Consider the following 21939-nt stretch of genomic DNA (forward strand, 5'->3'; position numbering starts at 1 on the left):
AGTGGGACAGGTACAGTGCAGGCCAATGGTGGTAATGCAGATAATAGCTGGTTTACGAATTATTCCGGTGGCGGAGCAGGAGGTAGGATAGCGATACGCTGGCAGACCGGGAGTATAGATGGCTGGACACTGAAGGTGCAGGGAGGGAGTCCTGCTTACGGTGGCAGCACGGCAGGTGGTGCAGGAACGATTTACACATATAACGGTCTTAAAATATTAGGAGAAAGAAGGTGATGGAGATGAGAATACTTAAAAAAGCAATTCTTCTGGGATTAGTATTGTTTGTAATTTATGCAGTCCCATTGTACGGTTCATCAATTGTTGTTTCAAATAAGTACGCAACCCCGGGAGATACAGCGGTTTTGATCAAAGTTTCTCTGAATAATACAAAACCCTATGCTGGATTCGAATTTGGCCTGAATTTTAATTCCTCGCTACTTAATCTAAATAGGATCGAAGCCGCTTCCAGATTATCAGGACAGTCTGGGACCGGTTATTATGAGTTCTCTACCGGAAAAGCATCCCTTGTCGTGTTCGATTATAGCGGTGCAAGTTTACCCGCTGATTCCGGCATCATCTTCAATCTCTATTTTGATGTTACCTCCCAAACCACCAACGCCTATTCTATGATATCTATATCAGATGTGACCGCTGTTACAAACGACCTTCAGTATGATACAGTGGTCGTCAAGAATGGCGTAATCTTAGTTGGACGTTCCTATGGTGACGCTAACGCAGACCAGAAGATAACGGTCGCAGACGTCGTATATATAGTGAATTATCTGTTCAAAGGAGGCCCTGCACCTGTTCCACTTCAGGTCGCAGATTGTAATTGTGATGGTCAAGTGACTGTTGCTGACGTGATCTACTTGATCAACTACCTGTTCAAATTCGGCCCAAAGCCGGGTTGCTGAAAGCAGTTTAGAGTTTGTAGTTTGCTGTAGGGGCGAGGTTCCCTTGCCCAAGTTATTGAGATGAAGAAACCCTGTCTCTATTAAATAAACTCTATCCCCCCAACTCTTTCATCTTCGCACTTATATCCTGAATCATCTTATCATCCAAATTCTGGTTATGTCCGCCGAAGCTTTTATCCTTTTCCAATAAATCCAGTCTTTCCTGGATATATTCTATCCCCTTTTTCTGTTCAGAGGTCAATTTCTCTTTCTTCCTTTCCTGCAAGACGAACTCGTTAATCTTTATTAACTCATCCTTAATCTCTTTCTGCTTATCATCCAGCATCTGGACGTAATCTTTCTCGTGACAGTTCGTGCACACGCTCCGGACTATCTCTGCGGTCTGGTTGAATTTTATCTCGGTGTGACAATCACGACATCCCAAATCCGGCATCAAAGGAGCTATAGGCTGGTAATCTAAGACCCTGGTACCTTTACGGAAAGCTTCCTGAACCGGATGACAGCTTTCGCAGTCCTGCCTTTTGTTGTGGTGGCAGTTATTGCAGCTTTCAGCAGACAAGATTAGCTCTCCATGTTTCCTCTGGTTGGAATGACAGTTCACACAGGGAAGATTTGCCTTGACCAGATGTACCTGATGAGAGAAAGTCCTGCCAAAAGCTGTTCCTGTCTTGGTCTCTATCCCCAGGTGACAGCTGTAACATTCCGATTTGGGAGTAATCGAGGGTAAAGATAAAACTGGAACCTGATAGCTGGAGCCTATTGCCTTCATCCCTTCTTTCAACTTTTGGTTGGCAACCTGCAGAAGCTGGATAGAATATTTCACATTGTGGACTCCTTTACCCTCTCTGACCAAATCTATATTTCCCTTAGCCTCCTCAATTAACGATTTGCTTTTCAGATAAGCCTCACCTTTCTTCTGTGTTACCTTCAGCTCGTTCTCTGCTCGATTCAAAGCCGGTATCATTTGAGAAAGCCCTTGACCTATGACCTTCTTCCATTCCTCTAAAATCTGTCCGTAATTTCCTCCGTGGCAGGAAACACAGGCAGCCGGTGAGGCGAACGCGCTTGTTCCTTTGAGCTGATCTCCTTTATGAGAAATATGACATCCAGTGCAGCTCACTCTCATCAAAAACATAGGATCCGGCATTTGCTCCGTCCCTGTTCCACCCGTGCCCAAGAAAAGCTCCTTTTGTGCGGCATGATGCCCGGGATGGCAGGAATTGCAATCCACTTCTATAGTCTGAGCCATCGAAACCATCTTATGTTTGATCTCGTCGTGGCACCTGAGGCAATCGACCTTGTGCTTAGTCACGTGATACATATGCATAAGCAAAACGTCATTATATTTTTCCAGACGTTCAGGCTCAGTATGACAGTTAAAGCACTTTTCTTTAGACACGTTACCCTCTCCCTGAACCACCTGGAGATGGCATTTCATACAGTCTATTCCTAATTTGACCCCTTCCTGATGGTCGAATTTTACTCCCTGATATTCCACCACTGAGGTCGGGGCGCCGTGACAGGAAGGACACCCGCCCAGAGGTTTCTCGCCTTTCACTTCCTTGAAATGACAGAGAAAACAGGTGTTGGTGGTAACGGTCATATGGACCCTCTGGACAATCTGGGAATGACAACTGGTGCAGCGCAGTTTTTTACCCCTTTTCATCTCAGATAGATGCGGGGTATGGTCAAACAGGATGTTCCCGAAGCTCACTTTCCCCTGAAGTAGCCTTCTTTCGTGACAGTCCGGCCTTAAGCAGCTCTGGTCAGAAATTTCCACCCAGGGCCTGCTCTTTCCATAAGTTCCGGTCATATATTTCGCTACCGAGACTATTGCTTCGAATTTGCCTCTCAGCTCATTCTGCACACCAGGTGGATAATGGCAATCCACACAGGGGACCCTATTATGGGTAGAGGTCTTCCAGCCATCATAATAGGGCTGCATATAATGGCAGGTGATGCAGAACTTTGGTTTGGCAGTATATTCCACTCCGATGAAGGTAAGGATTATCCCGAAAACCACCAGGACTATCATGATCTTGACCAGCCTGACCATTGTCCTTTTGAATTTCTCTTTTTTGAAGAAATCTAATTTCATTGTTGCCTGTATGGAATAAAACCGACACCCTTTTCCTTAAAGAATGCCGGTTTCAAAATTCAAAACATCTCTGGGAGACTAAGCTTTCCCTTTTTCTTTTTCCTTTTCCAATTCATATTCCTCATCTGCCCTTTTTACCTTCAGATAAAGAACCACCACCACAAAAAAGATGAAAAGCCAGACTATACCTAAGCCTACTCTTCTCATGCGCAGCGATTCCAGATAATTATGGACGGATGAGGTTATGTCTCCGGCCACGCTCCTTGCACCATTGGTAACTGGCTCCACCTCAGACAGGAGCAGAGTATGGGATACTGGCTCCACCTGCAGCATATCAGTGTTCGCTTGTTCTAACTGAGTCTCATATTCTGATATATCCTGCCCTTTGGCTTTTGCCTTCCTGATTAGTCCCTTGGCTTTATCGATCTGATCGTCTGCTTCCAAGATCAAGGCTTTTATCTGCTGGCCTCTCTTGTAGGCACCAGAGCTGGTATCATGGCATTTGGAGCAGGTGTTATCAAACATCGACAGATCAGGATACTGGATAGCATGATTACTGTGACAGGAAGTACACTGAGACATTTTCTTCTTCTGCATCGCTTCAAAATGAGGGCTCTTGGCAAAATAGGTTTCCGAATTGATATGGCATTTTCCGCACACGTTCCCAACCTCTGAAACTCCAGGGGGAGCTGCCCCGTGGTTTCCATGACAGCTTGCACAGGTGGGAGCTGACCTGTCATTCTTTTCCAAAAGAGCTTTGCCGTGAACTCCAGAGGCATATTCCTCCAAGGTATTATAAGGAAGTTTATATTCTCCCATCAGCTTTTTGTTTGAATGGCAAACCGCACAGGTCTTCGGAAGGTTAACCGGGAAGACCTTATTCAGAGGGTCTTTGATTGAGGTGATGGTATGGCTGCCATGGCAGTCTACGCAGCCGGCCACATTGGCATCGTTCTTTTCAAAAAGAGCTATCCCGTGCTGACTGGTTCGATAATATTCTAATTGGTCAGTCAAGATGCCATACTGCCTCATCTTCTTTTTGTCCGCGTGACAATTGCCGCATAAGAGGACTAATTCCTTTTTGGAAGGCTTCCCCTTGAACCCTGCTCTGGAGGACATCGAGACTTCCGGGTCTAAACTATTCGGATCTCCGCCGTGACAGTCAGTGCAGAGGATACCTTTGTCAAAATGTATGCTTTTCAGGTATTCGACTTTCTTCTCCCCGTGGCAGACCATACAGGAATAAGACTCTAAATCTATGGAAAAAGTTAGGGCAGGAAAAAGTAAGACCGCAAATATGATCAGGCTGATTACTTTAAAAAGTTTCATTTTCACTTGTTTTTCGGCTCCTCAACTTTTTGAGAACCGCCTTCCTTTTTTACCGGTTCAACTTTATGAGGTATCCCTTTCAGATCGAAATGATATTTCTTTCCCAGAATTGTCCGGGTCGATTCAGAGATATATCCGAGAAAGCCAAAGATGAATGCGAAAATTATGACGATTATCCCGATAGACCAGGCTAACCTTCTTTTAGAAGGTTCTCTGTCCGGCTTTTTCTCTATGAAGGGGATTAATAGAAGGATTATGAGGGCAATTCCTATTCCCAGAATTCCCAGGATCTTGGGCACGTATTTGAGAAGCTGGTACCCTGCCAGAAAATACCATTCCGGCTTGATCCCCTCAGGGGTCTGGAACGGGTTTGCCTTTTCCTCCAGGCCGAAAGAGAAAAGCACTGCCAGGGAAAGCAGAACCCCGAAGAGAAGAAAGGCAACGATAACCTCTTTTAAGAGATGGTTCGGAAAAAAAGGTTTCCCTTCTTCTGTCTCTTCTTCATTCTTTTTATTTAATTCTTCTTCCATAATTATTGAGTATTTTTGGAGTGTACATCTTCAGGTTTACCCTTGCATAAGCTTTACAAAGATAAAGCTAAAGCTTTATACTCCAGTCTTTTCGTCTCACGTCTTACGTCCCACTTTTCCCGTCTTTTTTACAGAGGCTTTGCCACTCCCTGCCTTTTGATCATAGCGAAATGAACTGCTAAGAACATGGCAGTTATCCAAGGGAGAATGAGAACGTGCACGGAATAGAAACGGGTCAGGGTGTCACCGGTTACGTTCTGGCTGCCTCTTAACAGTACCAGAAGATAGCTGCCGATTAAGGGCACACCGCCTGCCACCTCAGTTCCTATGGTAGTTCCCCAGAACGACTTCTGGTCCCAGGGAAGCAGATAGCCGGTAAATCCAAAACCCATAGTCAGAGCAAGTAGAACCACGCCCACCATCCAGTTTAACTCCCTGGGGTTTTTGAAGGCTCCGTGGAAATAGACCCGGCCCATATGGATTAAAACCGTTATTATCATCAGGTTTGCGCCCCAGGCATGAATCTGTCTTATCAGCCATCCCAGAGGAACCGTATTGGTGATGAATTTCACGCTGGTATAGGCGTCTGCAGCGGATGGTTTGTAGTAGATGGCCAAGAGGATTCCGGTAACAACCTGGATGACAAATAACAGGAAAGTCATCCCGCCGAAACAGTACAGAAAGTTGAGTCTCTTTGGAACCGGTTTCTTGAGAAGTTTCTGCAGACCTTCTTTAACATCCAGCCTTTGATCCAGCTCTCCGTAGATTACCGGGAATATATCTAAGAGCACCCCCACCATTTGCCTTAAATTCAACCGCTCTTCGGTCCAGCGTCTTATCTTCGGACCTAAATTCTTTTCCTTCTGATCCATTTTAAGCTAATCCTGCGACATAGATTACGTCTTTTGCTACCTCAACTTTATATTGAGGCAAAGGCTTGGGTGCGGGTCCTGAGATCACCTTGCCCTGATAATCGAAAAATGCGGCATGACAAGGGCATTTTAAAGTTTGCGAATCGGTTTCCCATTCCACCATACATCCTAAATGAGTGCATTTCATATCCACCGCAAAAAATCCTGCCTGAACGTGCATCACCATAACGTTTTTCCCCTGATAGACCACCGGCTTGGCTTTTCCGACAGGTAAATCACCCACTGGTCCCGCCTCTACCTTTTCCGCCTTTTCCGCTCCCCCTTCCTTCCTCGGGGGATAAACGTAGGTGAAAATCGAGCCCAGAACTGCCAGAGCAGACACAACTATAGAGCCACCAAGCGCATAATCCAGAAAAGTCCTGCGGGAGATCTTCTTTTCGTCTTTTAGATCCATCGATTTAAACTCTCTTTTCGATCCATCCTTGTTACTTTTTTCACAATCAGGACAACTTAAGTAGACATTATATTAAAAAACAAGAATTTGTCAAGCAAAAAAGTTTAACTATTTTATACTTTTACGATTTTGTTACTCCAGAACGCATTGTTAAAACGGTTGGTCAGCAGACTTCGCATCTTCCATAACTGCAAGCTCACCTGTCTTGATGCCTCGACTGGTCTCAAAAAAGAGAACTAACCTCCACAGTTTTTATCAGATTGATGAATTATTATTGATTTTTTCTATTTATTTTCATACCCTTTAGATCAAAATAAATTGGGACTTGAACAAATGAACATCGCCTTAATCTTATCCCAGCTTGAAGTAACCGGAGCTGAAGCCTACGCAGTCTCTCTGGCTGACTATCTTATCAGGCGCGGTCATACGGTCACAATCGTATCTGATACCCTGACTCTTAAGACCTCTGCCCAATACCTGAAAATGGATCTGAACCACAGGTCCTTTCCGAACCGGCTCAAGCATATATACCTGCTTTCCAGGTTAATAAAAGAAAAAGATGTCGACATTCTTCACGCCTTTTCCCGTGCTTCTGGCTGGGTTAGCTTCTTCGCCTCCAGGATTTGTGGAATACCTCTTATTACCACTGTCCATGGGAGGCAGCATCTACACCTCTCTAGAAAAATCTTGAAGGGATTTGGCAATTACATAATCGCCGTCTGCGAAAACATAAAAGACCATCTAGTCGAGGACTTAGGTGTGAAGGAGAAAAAAATCGAGGTTATCAGAAACGGTTTTGATTTTGAGGAATTCAAAAAATGTGCAGAGATAAAACCTGAGGAAAACTTAGTCTCACTTATCGGAAGATTGTCTGGTCCAAAAGGAGAGGTCGCTTATCAGATAATAAAAGAAGTTTTATCAAATGTCCCGGGAATAAAAGTCAACGTAATTGGAGGTAGCCCCGCACCAGAAAGGTTCAAAAAACTATCCAGAACCAATCCTGAAATAAACTTCCTGGGATTCAAAGAAGACATTTTACATCAAATCAGCAAATCTCAAGTCGTCATCGGGTCTGGCAGAATTGCCATCTCCAGCCTTGCCCTCGGAGTTCCAACTATTGCTGTCGGGGAATCCTGTTCAATCGGGCTGGTTACCAGAGAGAATATATCCGAAGCCTTAAAAAGCAATTTTGGAGACATCGCCAAAACCCCTTCTTTCGATTATGGGAAAATCAGAGCAGATCTAATCTATGCTCTCAAAGAAAAACCTGATGATTCAGGTCTAAAGGCGATCATCCAGGAACAATTCGACATCGAAAAGGTGGGAAAAAGAATTGAATCCATCTACCGGAAATTGATCGCTTACAAGAAAAAGAAAGAAATACCTATCCTCGCCTATCATAGAGTAGTTGAAAGTTCATCCGAAGCTGGAAGGCATGGAATTTATGTAACCAGAGAAAACTTCGACTGGCAGATGGAGTATCTGAAAAAGAAATGGTTCGTCACCCTGACCTTCAGAGATTATGCCAATTTAACCGAAGAGCAAAAAAAATATGGAAAATATATTTTTCTGACTTTTGATGATGGGTATGAGGACAATTACCGGGTCGCTTTTCCGATATTGAGAAAATACGGGTTCAAAGCCACGGTTTTCCTGGTGGCTGACAAACAGACAAACGAATGGGACAGGGCCGAATCCTCTGAGCCGGAAGTGAGATTGCTTTCAAAAGGAGAAATCTTGGAGATGAAAAAACACGGAATAGAATTTGGCTCCCATACCCTGACCCATTCAGACTTGACCAAAATCCCGCTCGAAGCAGCAAAAAAGGAAATTTTTGAATCCAAAAAGAAAATAGAAGAAATTATACAAGATGAAGTGATAACTTTTGCCTATCCTTATGGAAAGCTGAACCAGAATTTAAAAGAATTCGTCAAACAAGCGGGCTATAAATTTGGAATAGCCACAGATTCAGGTTCGGCAGCCCTGGATGTGGACTGGTATGAAATAAGAAGGATTCTCCTCTTCCCCAAAACAGGCAAAAGAAGCTTCAGGCGAAAAGTAAGCGGCCGTTATAATTTCTGGAAGAGGAAAGAGAAGAAAATAAATCAAATTAAAGAAAATACTTAGCCAATTTATTCTTGACAAATAGAGGATTAGGTAGCTTTCTTGTAGAAAAAGTTGATAATGAAAAATGCAAAAAATATAGGCAAATAACAACTTTGAAAAACTCACTGAAAATGAAGATATCAGACCTGGCTCCATTTTTCTCTAAAAAATGGTTAATCATCAAAAATAGGATTTATCTAATTTTTCCACTTATAAGACGTGTTTTGGTATCAGTACTCATTGTAATCTTTTTAGTTATTTCATTTTACATACTCAACAAATATTATGGACAAATTAAGGCATACTTTATTAGATTAAACATAGATTCTAACGGTAATTCCACTGGCTTTTTCTCATCTCTTTTTATGACACTTGGGGCATCTGTACTTACTGTTCTTGCGATTACGTTTTCACTGTCACTTTTCGCGATACAACAGGCTGCTGATAAACATACCCCAACTATTTTAAGAACTTCTTTAAAGGGTAAGGTTAACAGGGCTATTTTTTTGATCATTGCTTTTATTACCTTTGCATTTTTTCTATTCGCCTTATTTCCTATCGATTCGCTTCTGATTTATGAAGTAATTCTTGGGTTCTTCTTTTTAATCTTAATTTTTTACTTACTACGAAAGCAGTACAGCCATACTGCAGATCTTGTCAATCCCATTTACCTAATAGACTATTATCATATCAAAGGTACTAAGTCGCTTAATAAAATCGATAAGCATATAGATGCATTGATTAAAGCAAAAGTTGTTCGTCCAGGTCCAGAAAGCGATATTGAGAATCGCAGTAAAGAGGAGCAAAGGGATTTACTAAGAACGCGTGTATTATTTGGCCTTCCAAACTTGTTTGATCGAGTCAAAAACTGTTTGAACCAGATTTATGCTCTTATACAAACCTATCAAAAACGCAAGGACTATCAAGTTACTGACAGAGGTTTTTATAGGATATATTCACTTGTTCATAGATACGTAGAGGTAAAAAACGGGACTTTCTTTCCATCTTCGATAATACAAGAACTTGATTATTCCCACGACGATTTTTTAGAAGGGATTTTAGAGAAGTTAACCACAATTCAACGAACTGCGTCTAAAGAAAAAGATTTCGAAATTTCAAAACAGATTGTGGATTGCTTCTTCCAAATAGCTATTAAATGTACAGAAATACGTTATAGAACTAATCCGTTGAATGAATATAGTCATTGCATGCTTACTACAGGATATCTGAAGCAGAATATTCTAGAAGGTTTAAATGCTGGGCTGATTGACATGGGAATACAAGGTTCCAATAGATTAAGAACTATTGGTCAAGTTCTTATTGCAAAAGGCTCTGCAACAGATACCAACCTGATTTTTGAATATCTATCTGAGATTGCCATATATGGATTACTACCGAATACAAGCTATCTGATAGCAAGTCCAATAAAGGCCTACAGCATCCTATTAAGAGCTATTCTTTATAATAAAAATATTGACCATCAGTTGTTATCAAAAAGAATATTGGAGAAGGCACAATATATAATCGGTTCGTATGTCAGAATGAAAGAAATAGGTATTGTATTAGTAGAAATGGAGTTTTCTATAGGTGATTTTGTAGTTCTGTCAAAACGGACAGCTATACCTTATATTTTTGATGAGATTTATAACAAAATTCAGGATCCCAAAACTTCCAATCAAGACAAAAAGCAGTTTATTAAAAAGATAATAGACTTTGGAGGCGATGTTTGGAATTTCTATGATGAATTATCAAGATATGCTGCAGAAAAAGAATCCTTTCTCATTCATTATATAGATGCAAATCTTGAACATATTACAACTATTCTATTGAAACTGTATCAGATGGATATTTTGAATCAGGAACAAAAAAAGGAAATTCTTAACGATATCAATTGGATCATTTCAGTCTACTGGAGAATTTATGAATATCATAAGGAGATAACCAAAAGCTACGAAGATCAAATACTTTGGAACTTATTGAAAATTGGAAGTGAATTCAATAAACTTTCTCTCGTAAAAGAATTGAATGAAGTTATAAATATCATCGTTTCGATTGCCAATTCATTCTTGGAAAAACAGAAGTGGGATCAAGGTTTCGACCCTATCCGTATTCTTGAAAAAGCCGCATATTTATGTATTTTTGATGGTTCTGAAGAAGTTTATACTAATTTTTTAAAGCAGATCAAAGATAAATTCTGGATTGAGTGCTGTAAAAAATATCCTGAACATAAGGCTCTTCTGTTTAATGAGTTACTCCAAATCGATCCTGTCGATTTAAAGCTAAACAGGCCACATTTGACTTTTGAAGATGAGTTACTTTGCCAGCTAAGTAAAGAGGATATTAGTAAGTTTGTAGGTAGGCTTAGAAACGACCTCGCATGAAGCTCTATCCATCCGCAAACTACAGATTTCATCTTTACCCCCTTGACTTTTTGAAATCTTAAGATAAATTAACAAAACCGCCTGAGTCGGACTGACCCAAGGGGAAAAAATGGAAACGATTTTCCGACCAGGTCAGGGGACCTGGTCGGCACAGTGACGGATTGTCAAAATGGAGCGTAGGGTTTCATGCCCGACGCCAGAGTTCTAATCTCAGCCAATTATCTAAGCGACTTGAGCCTAATAAATTCAATCCTTTTCATCTTAATCCTCATCACCTGTTTTTGCTGTTTGCTTATCCTCTACAGCGTCTTCAGCATGACCAAAAAATCGATTCTCCCCGCACAGGGCAAAGTGAATACCCCTCCTGTTTCCATCTTAAAACCGCTGCAGGGAATCTCTCCGGAGCTAAAAGGAAATCTTGCCACTTTCTGCAATCTGGATTATCCGGAATACGAGCTAATCTTCTGTGTGGAAAAAAAAGAAGACCCGGCGCTTCAGGTGGTAAAGGAACTTCAAACTGAATGCCCGCAAGCGAAAATTAAAATTGCCACTGAGGATAGCCATCCGGGTTATAATCCAAAGGTCAGGAACCTCATCCGGGGGATGAATAAAGCCTCTTATGATTTAATCCTGATAAGCGATGCAGACGTTCGTGTGGAGAAGAATTATCTTCGTGACTTGACCACTTTGATTGAAGACCTGAAAGTTGGGATTGTAACCAATCTGATCCGGGGAAAAGGAAATAGTTCCTTAGGCTCGATCCTGGAAAATCTGAATTTAAACTTTTTTGTTTTGGGAGGAACCTGTTTTCTTTATCATTTCTTCGATTATACCTGTATTACTGGTAAATCCATCCTATTTAGAAAAGCTGAAATAGAGAAAATGGGTGGTTTTCCCAGTATAAAAAATTTCCTGGCAGAAGACCAGATTTTGCAAAAGAAGTTCGAACGTTTTGGGAAAAAAGTAATCCTTTCCCCTTGCCTGATCACCAGCAACACCAGTCAGAGAACCCTGGTAAGATTCTTCAAACGAAACGTGCGCTGGTCCCAGATGCGCGTGCAGTTAGGTGGAATAGGGTACCTCTCTGAGCTTATGGTCAACCCGGTCCTGTTTGCTACGCTCCTTTGTTTTATTTCCTTATTTTCTGCTTTTTCCCTTAAGGTTCTTGTAGCGATCAGCATTTTCAAGATAATAGTTGAATCGACTCAAGGAAAACTCATCCAGACGCAAGCAGGATTTTTCTCATATCTTCTGGTTCCACTAAAAGACCTCCTGATAGGGATAATCTGGTTTTCACCTTTTTTCAAAACCTCAGTCGAATGGCGCGGGTCCAAATTCAAGCTGAGAAGATATACTGAATTGGAACCCCTTTAGACCAGGCGTTAGGAATGAAATGCTCTAACTCTCATGGCCAAATGGTAAAGCTGAAGCTTTACACTCCAAACGATGGACTGGAGTATAAACCTTTAGGTTTATCAGGGAAAAGCCTGTAGTCATCACTGCTGAGGCCGGAGTTCAACTCCTGCCCAGCATGTGAAGCTGAAGCTTCAAACTCCAGTTATTGAAAGCTCAGCTTAATATTCACAATTTCAGGGATGGTCCCAATGCGTATCGGTGGACCCCAGGTGCCAGCACCGGAGGAGACGTAAATCTGAGTATTCCCTTTTTTCTTATAGCCACAGCTCACTTCATAAATCAAGTCAGTTATGTAAGTCAACGGCCAGATTTGACCGTGATGAGTATGCCCGGAGATCTGGAGATCTGCGCCGCTTACCACTGCTTGCGACAGGTTAAGCGGCTGGTGGTCAAGCAGAATAATGGGATAACTTTTGTCGACCTGCGCCATTAGTTTTTCCAGAGGCTTACGCTGCTTGCCAGTAAATCCTTTTATCGATCTGTCCTCTCTTCCCACAAGGTAAAAACTGTTATTCACTTTCAAGATGCTGTCCCTCAACATTAAGACATTATGATCAGCCAGATACTTACAGGCTTTTTCAACGCCTCCAATATATTCGTGATTCCCGGTGATGGCGACTACTCCAAACACAGATTTTATGTTCTTCAATGTCTCACCTAAGTTCTGTTTGATCACCGGACCAAGATCCTCATCAACTATATCTCCAGGCAAGATGACTATATCCGGATGCAACTGGTTGATTCTATCAACGATACGGTTAAATCTTGAGCTGCCGACAATCGTACCCAGGTGAATGTCCGATACAACCGCAAGATTCACCGTTCTCAGGCCATTTGCTTTTTTAGGAATAGTCAGATTAAGAGTTCTGATTCTGGGATTCAAAGCGTTAATATAACCTACGAAAACTGTAATCGCCACAACCCCGATAGCAACCAGAGCGGCAACCTGTTTTGTTCTCACGTAGTTTGACGTGATAAATGTTGGGAAAAGCGGGAACCAGTGGTTGAGCAATCTTAAAAAATCTAAAAGCAGCACAATTAACAGGAAATAAACCATGGCGCCCAACCAGAAGGAGCCGACCCAGATCAAAATTTGGCTGATTTTGGAAAACCAGAAGCCTTCCATAATTCTGCCAAGAATGAACGAGAGCACCGCGAACCAGAATATAATCGGGTAATATATTCTGAGAGCGGAAGCGTGTGGAATAGCCTGCAATCCCCGAATGAAAATATAATAATTTATCAGCCCATAAATTGTGAGGACAATTATGAAAAAAAGGAGGAAGTGCATTATTTTCATCTTTAAACGGTAGGTCAGGAGCCTTGCGCTCCTGACCCAATTCATTTGTCTATTCTGGAGTATAAACCTACAGGTTTATCCGGGTAAAACTGAAGTTTTACACTCCAGCTGCAGTAATCACTTAAAATTCCTGATAAAATTTATTATCTCGTTTATATCCGGCAGCTTGCTTATTTCATACACTTTGAAGAAAATAATCTTCTGGTCTTCGTCCAGAATTATGTTTGACCTTTCAGAGGATCCATGTCTCTCCCGGAAAATCCCGTAAGCTTTTGCCACCTCGCCGTGAGGCCAGAAATCTGATAATAACGGGGTCTCCTTTATTCCCAGACTTTCGGCCCAAGCTTTCTTTGAAGGGACCGTGTCAACGCTCAAACCGAAGGCAACAGTGTTCAAAGAGTCCAGAGCACCTTTGTTATCCTCCAGCGATTTCATCTGCTTAGCGCACACCTCAGTCCATGCCAGGGGATGGAAAGAGAGAAGAACCTTTTTACCCTTAAAGAACGACAGCTTGAATTCCTTGCCGTTCTGGTCTTTGAGCATAAAGTCGTTAGCCTGCTTGCCTATCTCTTGTTTTCTTTCCTCGTCCATCTTACTCCTCACTTTTATAGGTTTTTGATTCTTGATTAATCAGAAAAATACACAAAAAAATATGCCTGTCAAACCCTTTTTGAGGGGATTTGCAGAAATTGATTTCCCGTGAAGAAAAGTGATAAAAAAAGAACCTGTCAAATCCTTGTCGACAGGTCCTTATATTTCTGACGATCACAACTGCGGGTTAAAGACCATAAGCTCTGATTTCCCTATTCAGCTTCGAAAACTGCATCCAGTTCCTGATAAGCAGTGTGCATTTTATCCAGTTTTTCTTCTATCTTCTTGTTATCCTTACCGTTACAAGCCTTAACCAGATCATCTACTGAGGCTTTCAAAGCTTTTCTTTTCTCGGTGAATTTGGGAGCGATCTCCTTGGATTTCTCAGGCAGCTCCACCTTCATAAGTACGTCCATCTTCTCCTGTAGAGCAGGAGTTGAAGCTTTGATCGCTTTATAATCTTTATTAGGTAAAGCCTCATGCCAGAGAGGATATAGAACTAAATGAAAACCTTCCAATTCCTTGACCCGGGGAGCGAAAACCCGAACCAGTTGTTCGTAGCAGGTGTGAAGATTTTCAGTTGCTTTGAGTAATGCTTCATTATCAGTCCCTTTTGATTTCTCTTCTAAGTCCAGAACTGCTTTGGCTAAAGCTCCTCTTTTCTTCTTGAAATCATCTTTCTTCTCTCTGTAGAATCCTGGAAGCTCTGCCTTTTGAATCAACTCCATCTTCTCCTTGAAAGCCGGAACTGCATCCCTTATTGCCTGATAATCTTTTTCAGCATAAGCCATATGCCAGACAGGCTGAAGAACCTCATGGAACTCCTTTAAACCCTCTAACCTAGGCTTGCTCATCCCGGTAGTTTGCTGAGTGCCTGCTGAGGTCTGGGCTAAAACAGAAGAAACTACAAAAAACAAAACAAGCAGGAATGAAAGAAAAGCAACCTTTTTAAATGATAACATGAAAAACCTCCCGTTAAGTTTTTTTAAGTTTTCGTCACCTTTAGATTGATATTTCTCCCGTCTTTAGCTCAAATGCACCTTCTCAGTCAGATTCTCTCCTTTCCCTTCGTTTATATTTGACGGATTTTTTTAAAAATTATTTGTGCAAGCTTGTGAAAATATTCTCAAAAAGAATTATATTTCGCATAACTTCTGTGATTTTTATTAATCCTTTAGTTTCTATGAATTCTGCAGGCGAAGTTTTTAAAATGACCAAAGGGGAGAAATTCGCTGTGACATAGGAAAAAACATTTGAAGAAAATCTGAGAAAAAAAGTGCCCGTCAAGTCTTTTTTTGACAGGCACTTAAGTTTCTTGGTAGCGCTACGGGGAGTCGAACCCCGGTTTGATGGCTGAGAACCACCCGTCCTGGGCCACTAGACGATAGCGCCGCACGAGCAAGCTGGTTAATGGCTGATGGTGGATAGTTTATGGTCAAAAAAAATCTGGGATTGACCATCGACTATCAACCATCCACCAGTCTGCGGACACAATATAATAATGGTTTCAAATTAGGCAAGAAAAAAATCGAAAATTGACAGATAAATACCTTCAGTAGCAAGTGACTCCTGACCCACCAGTCATTAATCACTAAAGAACCCCGGAATTCTGACAAAAAACTCGTTTCAGGAGCACTACACTCTTGAATCGTTACAGAATTCTTACAGAAAATGGAAACTTTTCTCCGAATCATCAGTATATAAAAGTTGAGGCACATTTTTTGAAAAGATGAGGAAGCCTCTCAACTGATTGTCGTGAAATTCAAACTGGGAGAACAGAATGAAAAATCGAAAAAGGTTTCTTAGTTTATTTTCCCTGTCTCTTCTTCTCCTTTTTATTCCTGCAAATCTGTTTGCTAATCAAGTTGAAGAAGATAGTGTAAAAAGCATCACCGCTTACAGGATTAATGGCGGGGTGAAGATCGACGGGGTATTGGATGAAGACTGCTGGAGCAAAGAGGAAAAATCAGGAGGTTTCGTGCAGGCCGACCCGCATGACGGCGAGCCTGCCACTGAATCTACCTACGTGCAGGTGTGTTATGACAACCAGGCGCTTTATGTAGCTGTTACCTGCATGGAAAACGAGCCGGATAAGATTTTGGAAATCCTTACCCGCAGGGACCGCTTCAGCTCAAGCGATGCAGTCAATCTGGGGATCGATTCCTACCACGATCACCAGACCGGCTACATGTTCAAGACTTATTCTTCAGGCACCCAGTGCGACATCTATTATTTTAACGACGGTGCGGAGGACGACTCCTGGGATGCGGTGTGGGAATCTGCAGTTAAAATCGGAAAAGACCTCTGGACAGTTGAGTATAAGATACCTTTTTCCTGTTTGAGGTTTTCCAAAGGCGACAACTACACCTGGGGATTTTATGTCTCACGTAACCTGATGCATAATCAGGAAACTGATCGCTGGGTGAGGATTCCTTCAAATCAAGCCGGATATGTGTCCAGATGGGGACATCTGACCGGAATAAAAGACATTGACCCTCCTGTGCATTTAGAGATTTTGCCCTACGTAGTCTCCACGGAAAAAACAGAGCCTGAGAGACTGGGAAACCCGGATGGAAGGGAGTTTTTCGGAAATGTCGGTGTCGATTTAAAATACGGATTAACCCCGAATTTGACTCTGGATGCTACTGTCAACCCTGATTTTGGGCAGGTAGAAATCGATGAGATCGTTTTAAACCTCTCCAATTATGAGACTTTTTATCAGGAAAAAAGACCATTTTTCTTAGAAGGTGCCAAGATTTTCGAGCCGATCCAGACCGACCTGTGCCAGCTTTTCTATTCGCGAAGAATCGGCAAGGACCCTGGTTATGATGACTCGGCTGAATATTACTACCATCGCCCCGCCTCGACAACTATATTAGCCGCTGCAAAAATTACCGGTAAGACAAAAGGAGGGACAACTATTGGATTTCTCAATGCGGTAACTGACCGGGAAAAAGCCGATTTCTGGCATCTGGACGGATATCGCACCAAAAGAGTAATCGAGCCAGAAGCAAATTATAACGTCATTAGACTCAGCCAGGATATCTTCAAGAATTCCGTAATAGGAATTATGAGTACGGCGGTCAACCAGAAGGGAAAAACCCCTTCTTATGCCGCTGGTCTGGACTGGAACCTGCGTTTCCTGAAACAAAACTATTCTTTTATAGGTCAGACCTACGGGAGCTCTAACGGAGAAAGGGAAAGGGGTGTGGGGTATTTGACTGCCCTGGGAAAAGAAGGAGGGGAGCACTGGAGAGGGAACGTTGTCTGGTTCTATCTGGATAAAAAGATCAATACCAATCGCCTGGGATATATGAAAAGGAACGATCTGCAAGGAGGCAGCATATGGATTCAATATAAAACCCAGAAGGAATCCTGGATAATAAGAAACTCCTGGAACAATTTTAACCTATCCTATGATGCCAATTTGAATCACGATCGCCTGGATTGGGGTTTCAATTTCAACAGCTCAGTTCAATTGACCAATGGCTGGAATGTCGGAGGAGGGTTCTACAGCGACTTAGGAGTGACTTATACTGACTGGGAAATCCCTTCCCAGCTTTTGAAAATCCCGATCGGAAGAAGCGGTTGGTTCAATCTAAACACGGATGAAAGAAAAAAAGTTTCCGGAGGTATTAACTACGAGCTGGGAAACTATTGGGACGGGGTTTCCGAGAGCATTGATCTCTGGGTGACCTTGAAGCCACGCTCAAATCTTGAGCTTATCCTGGAGCCGAACTGGAACCGTATGCGGGATATAAGCCGGTTCGTGGGATATGCTCAGGATGCCTCTGATTCCTCCTCCCTTTACATCTTCGGAAAACAAGCAGTTGACCGGGCAGGTCTGGACTTTAGAGGAACCTACACCTTTACCAGAGATTTGACTATTCAGCTTTACACCCAATTCTTTTTCGCTACGGGAAAATATACTGACCTTGAGAGATTCTATCCGGCAGACAGGTTTTCTCCTCTCGGAAACATTATCAATTTCAGCCAATTTCGAAATGATTTTCACAGACGGGAGTTTGCTTCGAATCTGATTTTGAGATGGGAATATAGGCCAGGCAGCACTTTGTATTTAGTCTGGACACAGGGCAGGTACAATTATGAAGCAGGTGATTTCAATCTTAGAAAGGACTTCTCCAAATTGTTCGATACGATTTCAGACAATATCTTCTTAATCAAAACCAATTATTGGTTCAACCTGTAGAATCTTTATCCTGTTATTGATCCAACTCTTCTCTAAGAATAAGAAAAGGCCTGTAGGTCAGGAGCCCTGTGCACCTGACAGAGAGAGTGTCAAGAGCCTGTGGCTCCTGACCTACTACTTATCGGACTAATTCCTCTCTAAGGATGCGAAAAAACTCTTCCCTGGCTTTTTGCTCTATCCAGGGGTTATGCCCACAGTTTTTTAGCAGGATGAATCGAAAGTCCTTCAAGACAGAAGACAGAGGCTTTTGAACACCTTCAGCCGGATGCGGATCGTAATCTCCATGGATCGCAACCACCGGGCACTTGATAGATTCTCCAAGTTGCAGAAGCTTTCCGCTTCTTCTCAGCTTTTCAGCCTCTTTCCATACTCTTTGAAAAATATCGACCCGAAAATCAATAGCTTCTGATTCCTGAGTAACCGGATCATAGGCATCGGTTCTTAAAAATAATTCTCCTAACCGGCTGAAAACTTTGCCTTTGTCTTCAGCCGCTGGGTCATTGAGAACCCTAATCAGAGATTCTGCCTCTTTTCTATCCTTCTGGCTAAGACGGTTTAATCTTGTCTTCTGAATACCTACAGCGTATTTCTCTTCAAAAGGACCGCTTCCGACAAGTATCAGTTTTCTTAAGAATGCAGGATAATTAGCAGCAAAGATGAAGCTGAGCCATGCTCCCCAGGAAAAACCTATCAAGATGACTGGAAAGACTCCATTTTCCTCCAGAACAGTTTTTAACTCTTGCACCTGCCCATTGATAGAGTTCTCGGTCTGAAAAGGTTCCAGAACACCCCAGTTGGATTTGAGCTCACGCGCCACAGGCGCCATCTCTCCAGCCGCACCTGGACCACCGTGAATGACCGCTATACTGAATGGCGGCTTTCCGTATTTCCTGAGGTTTTTCACGGGATACTGTTGGGAGCTTGGAGCCAAACTATTTTGCGGAGGTAACAGGGGGGACGTTGATCTTCCCGGAGGACCACTCCAGCTTCCCTAATCACCAATCACTGATCACTAATCACTTCCTTAACTGGGGGTAGTGGACGATTTTAGAACTTTTTTAGTTCAAAATCCCCAGTTCGTTGCTACCAATAAAACATTCTTTTGAAATTAGGCAAGAAAAAAAACAGGTTTCAAGGGTCACCAGATGGATGAGTTTAAAACTACTTGACGATAGCAAGGGTGGAGAAGATTTTCATTAAGTCAAGAATCCAAATTGATTCAATGTATCTTCCCATATTTGAGGTTCTAAAGTCACATAAACCCACGTATGAACAAACAAAAAACCCTCCGGTTTTGAAGTCGGAGGGTTTTTGCTTCCAGATTAAAGCTGCTTATTTCGCTAGCACCATTTTCTTAACCTGGACTAAACTGCCAGCCTGAATCCTATAGAAGTAAACGCCAGCAGATATCTCTCGACCCTGATCATCCTTCCCGTCCCAGGTTACAGATCTGTATCCAGCACTTTGATACTCATCTACTAGAACCTTAACTTTCTGACCAAGAATATTATAGATGCCGAGTTTTACCTGACAGTCATTCGGAAGTGCGTATGCGATCACACATGTCGGATTGAAGGGATTAGGATAGTTCTGGCTTATTGAGAACTCGCGGGGTAAGGCCACTGGTATTCCCTGCTTCCCTACACCACAGGATTTCACGTAAAGCTCTTTTTGGCACCAGTTTTCACAACCATCCACATCCGTGACCCTTAGTTGATAAATACCAGCTATTCCAATTGGTCCAGTGCATTGAGTTGTAGCACTAAATCCCTCCGGACCATCCCAAAGATAGGCACTCATCCCCGAAGGAGCGCAGAACTCAGTGGTAGAACCATCACAGATCGTGTCGGCACCAGTGATCTCACAAGCGGGTTTGTACACTGGAAAAAGTTTTTTGGTGCAGGTGTTTTCACAACCATATGGATCAACGATCGTCACTGTATAATAACCAAGAACTCCAATTGGTCCGGTGCACTGAGTAGTAGCACTGAATCCATTAGGACCACTCCAGGAATAACTGCTCATCCCGGCGGGAGCACAGAACTCTGAGGTAGTGCCAGCACATATCGTATCGTCACCGGCAATGCCACAAGCCGGCTCTGCTGTTATGACTAAAGTGCCTGAACCCTGTCCTTCACAGCCATTTGAACCGGTTACTGTAACTGTATAAGTACCTGCTACTGTTGGGTCGATGCATTCGGTATTGGCTGAGAATCCACCAGGCCCGCTCCAGCTATAGGTTAACGGCAGAGCACCGCCAATCACTGTGGCACACAAGTGACCTGAAAGACCTCCACATACTGAATCGTCATTAACTGTTACCTGTGGCTCAGCCGGAAAACCACTCATTGCGAAATCCTTGAGTTCTGCGTTCACCGATTGGGAAGAACGGGTTTCCACTAAGAATTCAGAAAAACAGGCCTCAATCCCAAGTGCACCTAAATCTAAGCCTCCCTCGAAAAAGGCATTTGCCGGGAAGATTCCCGGTGTACCTTGTTTGGGTGTATAGGGCCAGGGTGAAGGTGAACCACTGGGGTTTACAATGGCAAAGGCGGTTGAGGGATTAACTGGAATAGAGTCCAGAGTACCATGAGTGCCCCCTGATCCTACCCACATGAAGACCTGAATATTAGGTACCCTACCTCCCCTGGTGAAGTCACTGAGAATCAGGATATCACCGATGGCGTGAAGACCAGCAAATCTCCCTTTCCCATCTACAGTGATAAGAGAAACAGGATTCTTAAACAACCAGAACCCTATCTGAGCATCACCATTAGTGGCGTATCGGTCCGCACCGAAGTAAAGCAGGTTTCCCGCATAAAGGGCAGCGTAGGCGTTAGTGATCTGATCCTTAGGCGGGGAGGCTTGATTGTCCCAACCCCATTCATCCAGATCAAGCACATCCTTGGAACCTTCGGTAAAACGAGTCGAATCAGAAGGGTCTACCAAAACCCCGGTATGAACCTCAGAAGAACCGCCGGTTGAGTTTACCAGATCCCAGTCCTCGCCTGGCTTGGACCCTTCTGAAATGGCATTGCCATCCAGTTCAAATGTGGTCTGAAGCTGGGCTACAGCATCACCAGTCAGTCCAAGTAAGAAGATGATCCCGATAAATAACGCAGTTTTTGAAACTTCCTTCCAACTAAACATTGGTGTCTCCTCCAATTTTTAAAGATTAGTGTAAAAACTGTATGAGATCTCATCCATGAGTCCCCCTGCAAGATAAACTGTGACTAAGAATCTGGCCTTACCTCCTTTTTTTAGAAGTGTAAATTCCCCCTCCATTCTCAATTTGAGCAGATGAATTACCCGCCAGACTTTCGTTAGCTGGCAGGTGATCTTGGGCAACACCTCCTTTGACTGCTATCAAGGTTTAATGGCTATCAAAAAATCCTCCGGTGTCTAAAAGAAAAAACAGTAAACCAGTAAAAAGAATCTGGGATACTCGGAGCTTGACTCCCCCTCACTTACAGAAGCCTACTAAATGAAATTCTGATTATAAAATAATCATCCTCTTTCTATTGTCAAGTAAAAAATCCGGATCTGTCCGCATTGTACGCCGTACTGGTCTTTGGTTATTTAGATTCTGACTAAAGTGAATTTTGACGCTAAGGTAGAAGATTAAAATGAAGTAATCGAAGACGCTTCGCATTTCTCTTTTACCATGTCAAGCGTAAGTTGTTAGGAGACAAATATTTCTACTCAAAAACTCTTAACTGGGGGTAGTGGACGATTTTA

17 protein-coding genes and 1 tRNA gene are annotated in these 21939 nt (G+C 42.7%); 6 read left to right on the top strand and 12 right to left on the bottom strand.

Annotation, left to right across the window (positions count from 1 at the left end; genetic code table 11):
• Positions 1-234 (top strand): hypothetical protein (locus MUP17_11485; protein MCJ7459599.1); only part of this gene is annotated, 234 nt, incomplete at its 5' end.
• A complete protein-coding gene (locus MUP17_11490; protein ID MCJ7459600.1) occupies positions 234-914 on the top strand; it encodes a dockerin type I domain-containing protein in 681 nt (226 codons plus the stop codon). The genes MUP17_11485 and MUP17_11490, both read left to right, overlap by 1 nt.
• Before the next feature lie 91 nt (positions 915-1005).
• Here the strand turns inward: MUP17_11490 and MUP17_11495 are convergent, their stop codons facing one another.
• The 5 genes from MUP17_11495 to MUP17_11515 all read right to left on the bottom strand — a co-directional run bounded on the left by MUP17_11495 (position 1006) and on the right by MUP17_11515 (position 6197).
• The gene (locus tag MUP17_11495) at positions 1006-3012 is read right to left on the bottom strand and encodes a NapC/NirT family cytochrome c (protein MCJ7459601.1); all 2007 of its coding nucleotides are present in this window, start codon (positions 3010-3012) and stop codon (positions 1006-1008) included.
• A 78-nt stretch (positions 3013-3090) separates the two neighbouring features.
• On the bottom strand, positions 3091-4341 hold the full coding sequence (locus MUP17_11500) for a cytochrome c3 family protein (protein ID MCJ7459602.1): 1251 nt from the start codon (positions 4339-4341) through the stop codon (positions 3091-3093).
• A gap of 2 nt (positions 4342-4343) precedes the next feature.
• Entirely contained in the window at positions 4344-4871 is a 528-nt protein-coding gene (locus MUP17_11505) for a hypothetical protein (protein MCJ7459603.1), read from the bottom strand.
• A 128-nt stretch (positions 4872-4999) separates the two neighbouring features.
• Positions 5000-5743 carry a cytochrome b N-terminal domain-containing protein gene (locus MUP17_11510; protein ID MCJ7459604.1) on the bottom strand — a complete coding sequence of 248 codons (744 nt, stop codon included), beginning with the start codon at positions 5741-5743 and terminating at the stop codon, positions 5000-5002.
• Between the two features lies 1 nt (position 5744).
• The gene (locus MUP17_11515; GenBank protein ID MCJ7459605.1) at positions 5745-6197 is read right to left on the bottom strand and encodes a ubiquinol-cytochrome c reductase iron-sulfur subunit; all 453 of its coding nucleotides are present in this window, start codon (positions 6195-6197) and stop codon (positions 5745-5747) included.
• Positions 6198-6530: 333 nt separating this feature from the next.
• Between MUP17_11515 and MUP17_11520 the strand changes: the two genes are divergently transcribed.
• The 3 genes from MUP17_11520 to MUP17_11530 all read left to right on the top strand — a co-directional run bounded on the left by MUP17_11520 (position 6531) and on the right by MUP17_11530 (position 12058).
• The gene (locus MUP17_11520) at positions 6531-8324 is read left to right on the top strand and encodes a polysaccharide deacetylase family protein (protein MCJ7459606.1); all 1794 of its coding nucleotides are present in this window, start codon (positions 6531-6533) and stop codon (positions 8322-8324) included.
• Between the two features lie 110 nt (positions 8325-8434).
• Complete coding sequence (locus MUP17_11525) at positions 8435-10684, top strand: hypothetical protein (GenBank protein MCJ7459607.1); 2250 nt, start codon at positions 8435-8437, stop codon at positions 10682-10684.
• Between the two features lie 186 nt (positions 10685-10870).
• Positions 10871-12058, top strand: a complete 1188-nt coding sequence (locus MUP17_11530; protein ID MCJ7459608.1) for a glycosyltransferase — start codon at positions 10871-10873, stop codon at positions 12056-12058.
• Between the two features lie 184 nt (positions 12059-12242).
• On the opposite strand, the gene MUP17_11535 is transcribed toward MUP17_11530, so the two are convergent.
• The 4 genes from MUP17_11535 to MUP17_11550 all read right to left on the bottom strand — a co-directional run bounded on the left by MUP17_11535 (position 12243) and on the right by MUP17_11550 (position 15383).
• Positions 12243-13445, bottom strand: coding sequence for a metallophosphoesterase (locus MUP17_11535; protein MCJ7459609.1), 1203 nt, complete (start codon positions 13443-13445; stop codon positions 12243-12245).
• Between the two features lie 72 nt (positions 13446-13517).
• Complete coding sequence (locus tag MUP17_11540) at positions 13518-13991, bottom strand: peroxiredoxin (protein ID MCJ7459610.1); 474 nt, start codon at positions 13989-13991, stop codon at positions 13518-13520.
• A 212-nt stretch (positions 13992-14203) separates the two neighbouring features.
• The gene (locus MUP17_11545) at positions 14204-14953 is read right to left on the bottom strand and encodes a hypothetical protein (GenBank protein MCJ7459611.1); all 750 of its coding nucleotides are present in this window, start codon (positions 14951-14953) and stop codon (positions 14204-14206) included.
• Between the two features lie 354 nt (positions 14954-15307).
• Positions 15308-15383: transfer RNA gene (locus tag MUP17_11550), tRNA-Glu, on the bottom strand.
• Positions 15384-15771: 388 nt separating this feature from the next.
• On the opposite strand from MUP17_11550, the gene MUP17_11555 reads away from it, so the two are divergent.
• A complete protein-coding gene (locus tag MUP17_11555) occupies positions 15772-18201 on the top strand; it encodes a carbohydrate binding family 9 domain-containing protein (GenBank protein ID MCJ7459612.1) in 2430 nt (809 codons plus the stop codon).
• A gap of 118 nt (positions 18202-18319) precedes the next feature.
• Here the strand turns inward: MUP17_11555 and MUP17_11560 are convergent, their stop codons facing one another.
• From MUP17_11560 to MUP17_11570, 3 genes are all read right to left on the bottom strand, one after another.
• On the bottom strand, positions 18320-19105 hold the full coding sequence (locus tag MUP17_11560) for an alpha/beta hydrolase (GenBank protein ID MCJ7459613.1): 786 nt from the start codon (positions 19103-19105) through the stop codon (positions 18320-18322).
• A 428-nt stretch (positions 19106-19533) separates the two neighbouring features.
• Positions 19534-21351 carry a T9SS type A sorting domain-containing protein gene (locus MUP17_11565; GenBank protein ID MCJ7459614.1) on the bottom strand — a complete coding sequence of 606 codons (1818 nt, stop codon included), beginning with the start codon at positions 21349-21351 and terminating at the stop codon, positions 19534-19536.
• Positions 21352-21369: 18 nt separating this feature from the next.
• The gene (locus MUP17_11570; GenBank protein ID MCJ7459615.1) at positions 21370-21549 is read right to left on the bottom strand and encodes a hypothetical protein; all 180 of its coding nucleotides are present in this window, start codon (positions 21547-21549) and stop codon (positions 21370-21372) included.
• Positions 21550-21939 lie beyond the last annotated feature (390 nt).

The sequence above is a fragment of the Candidatus Zixiibacteriota bacterium genome (genome assembly GCA_022865345.1).
Classification (GTDB): Bacteria; Zixibacteria; MSB-5A5; order MSB-5A5; family RBG-16-43-9; genus RBG-16-43-9.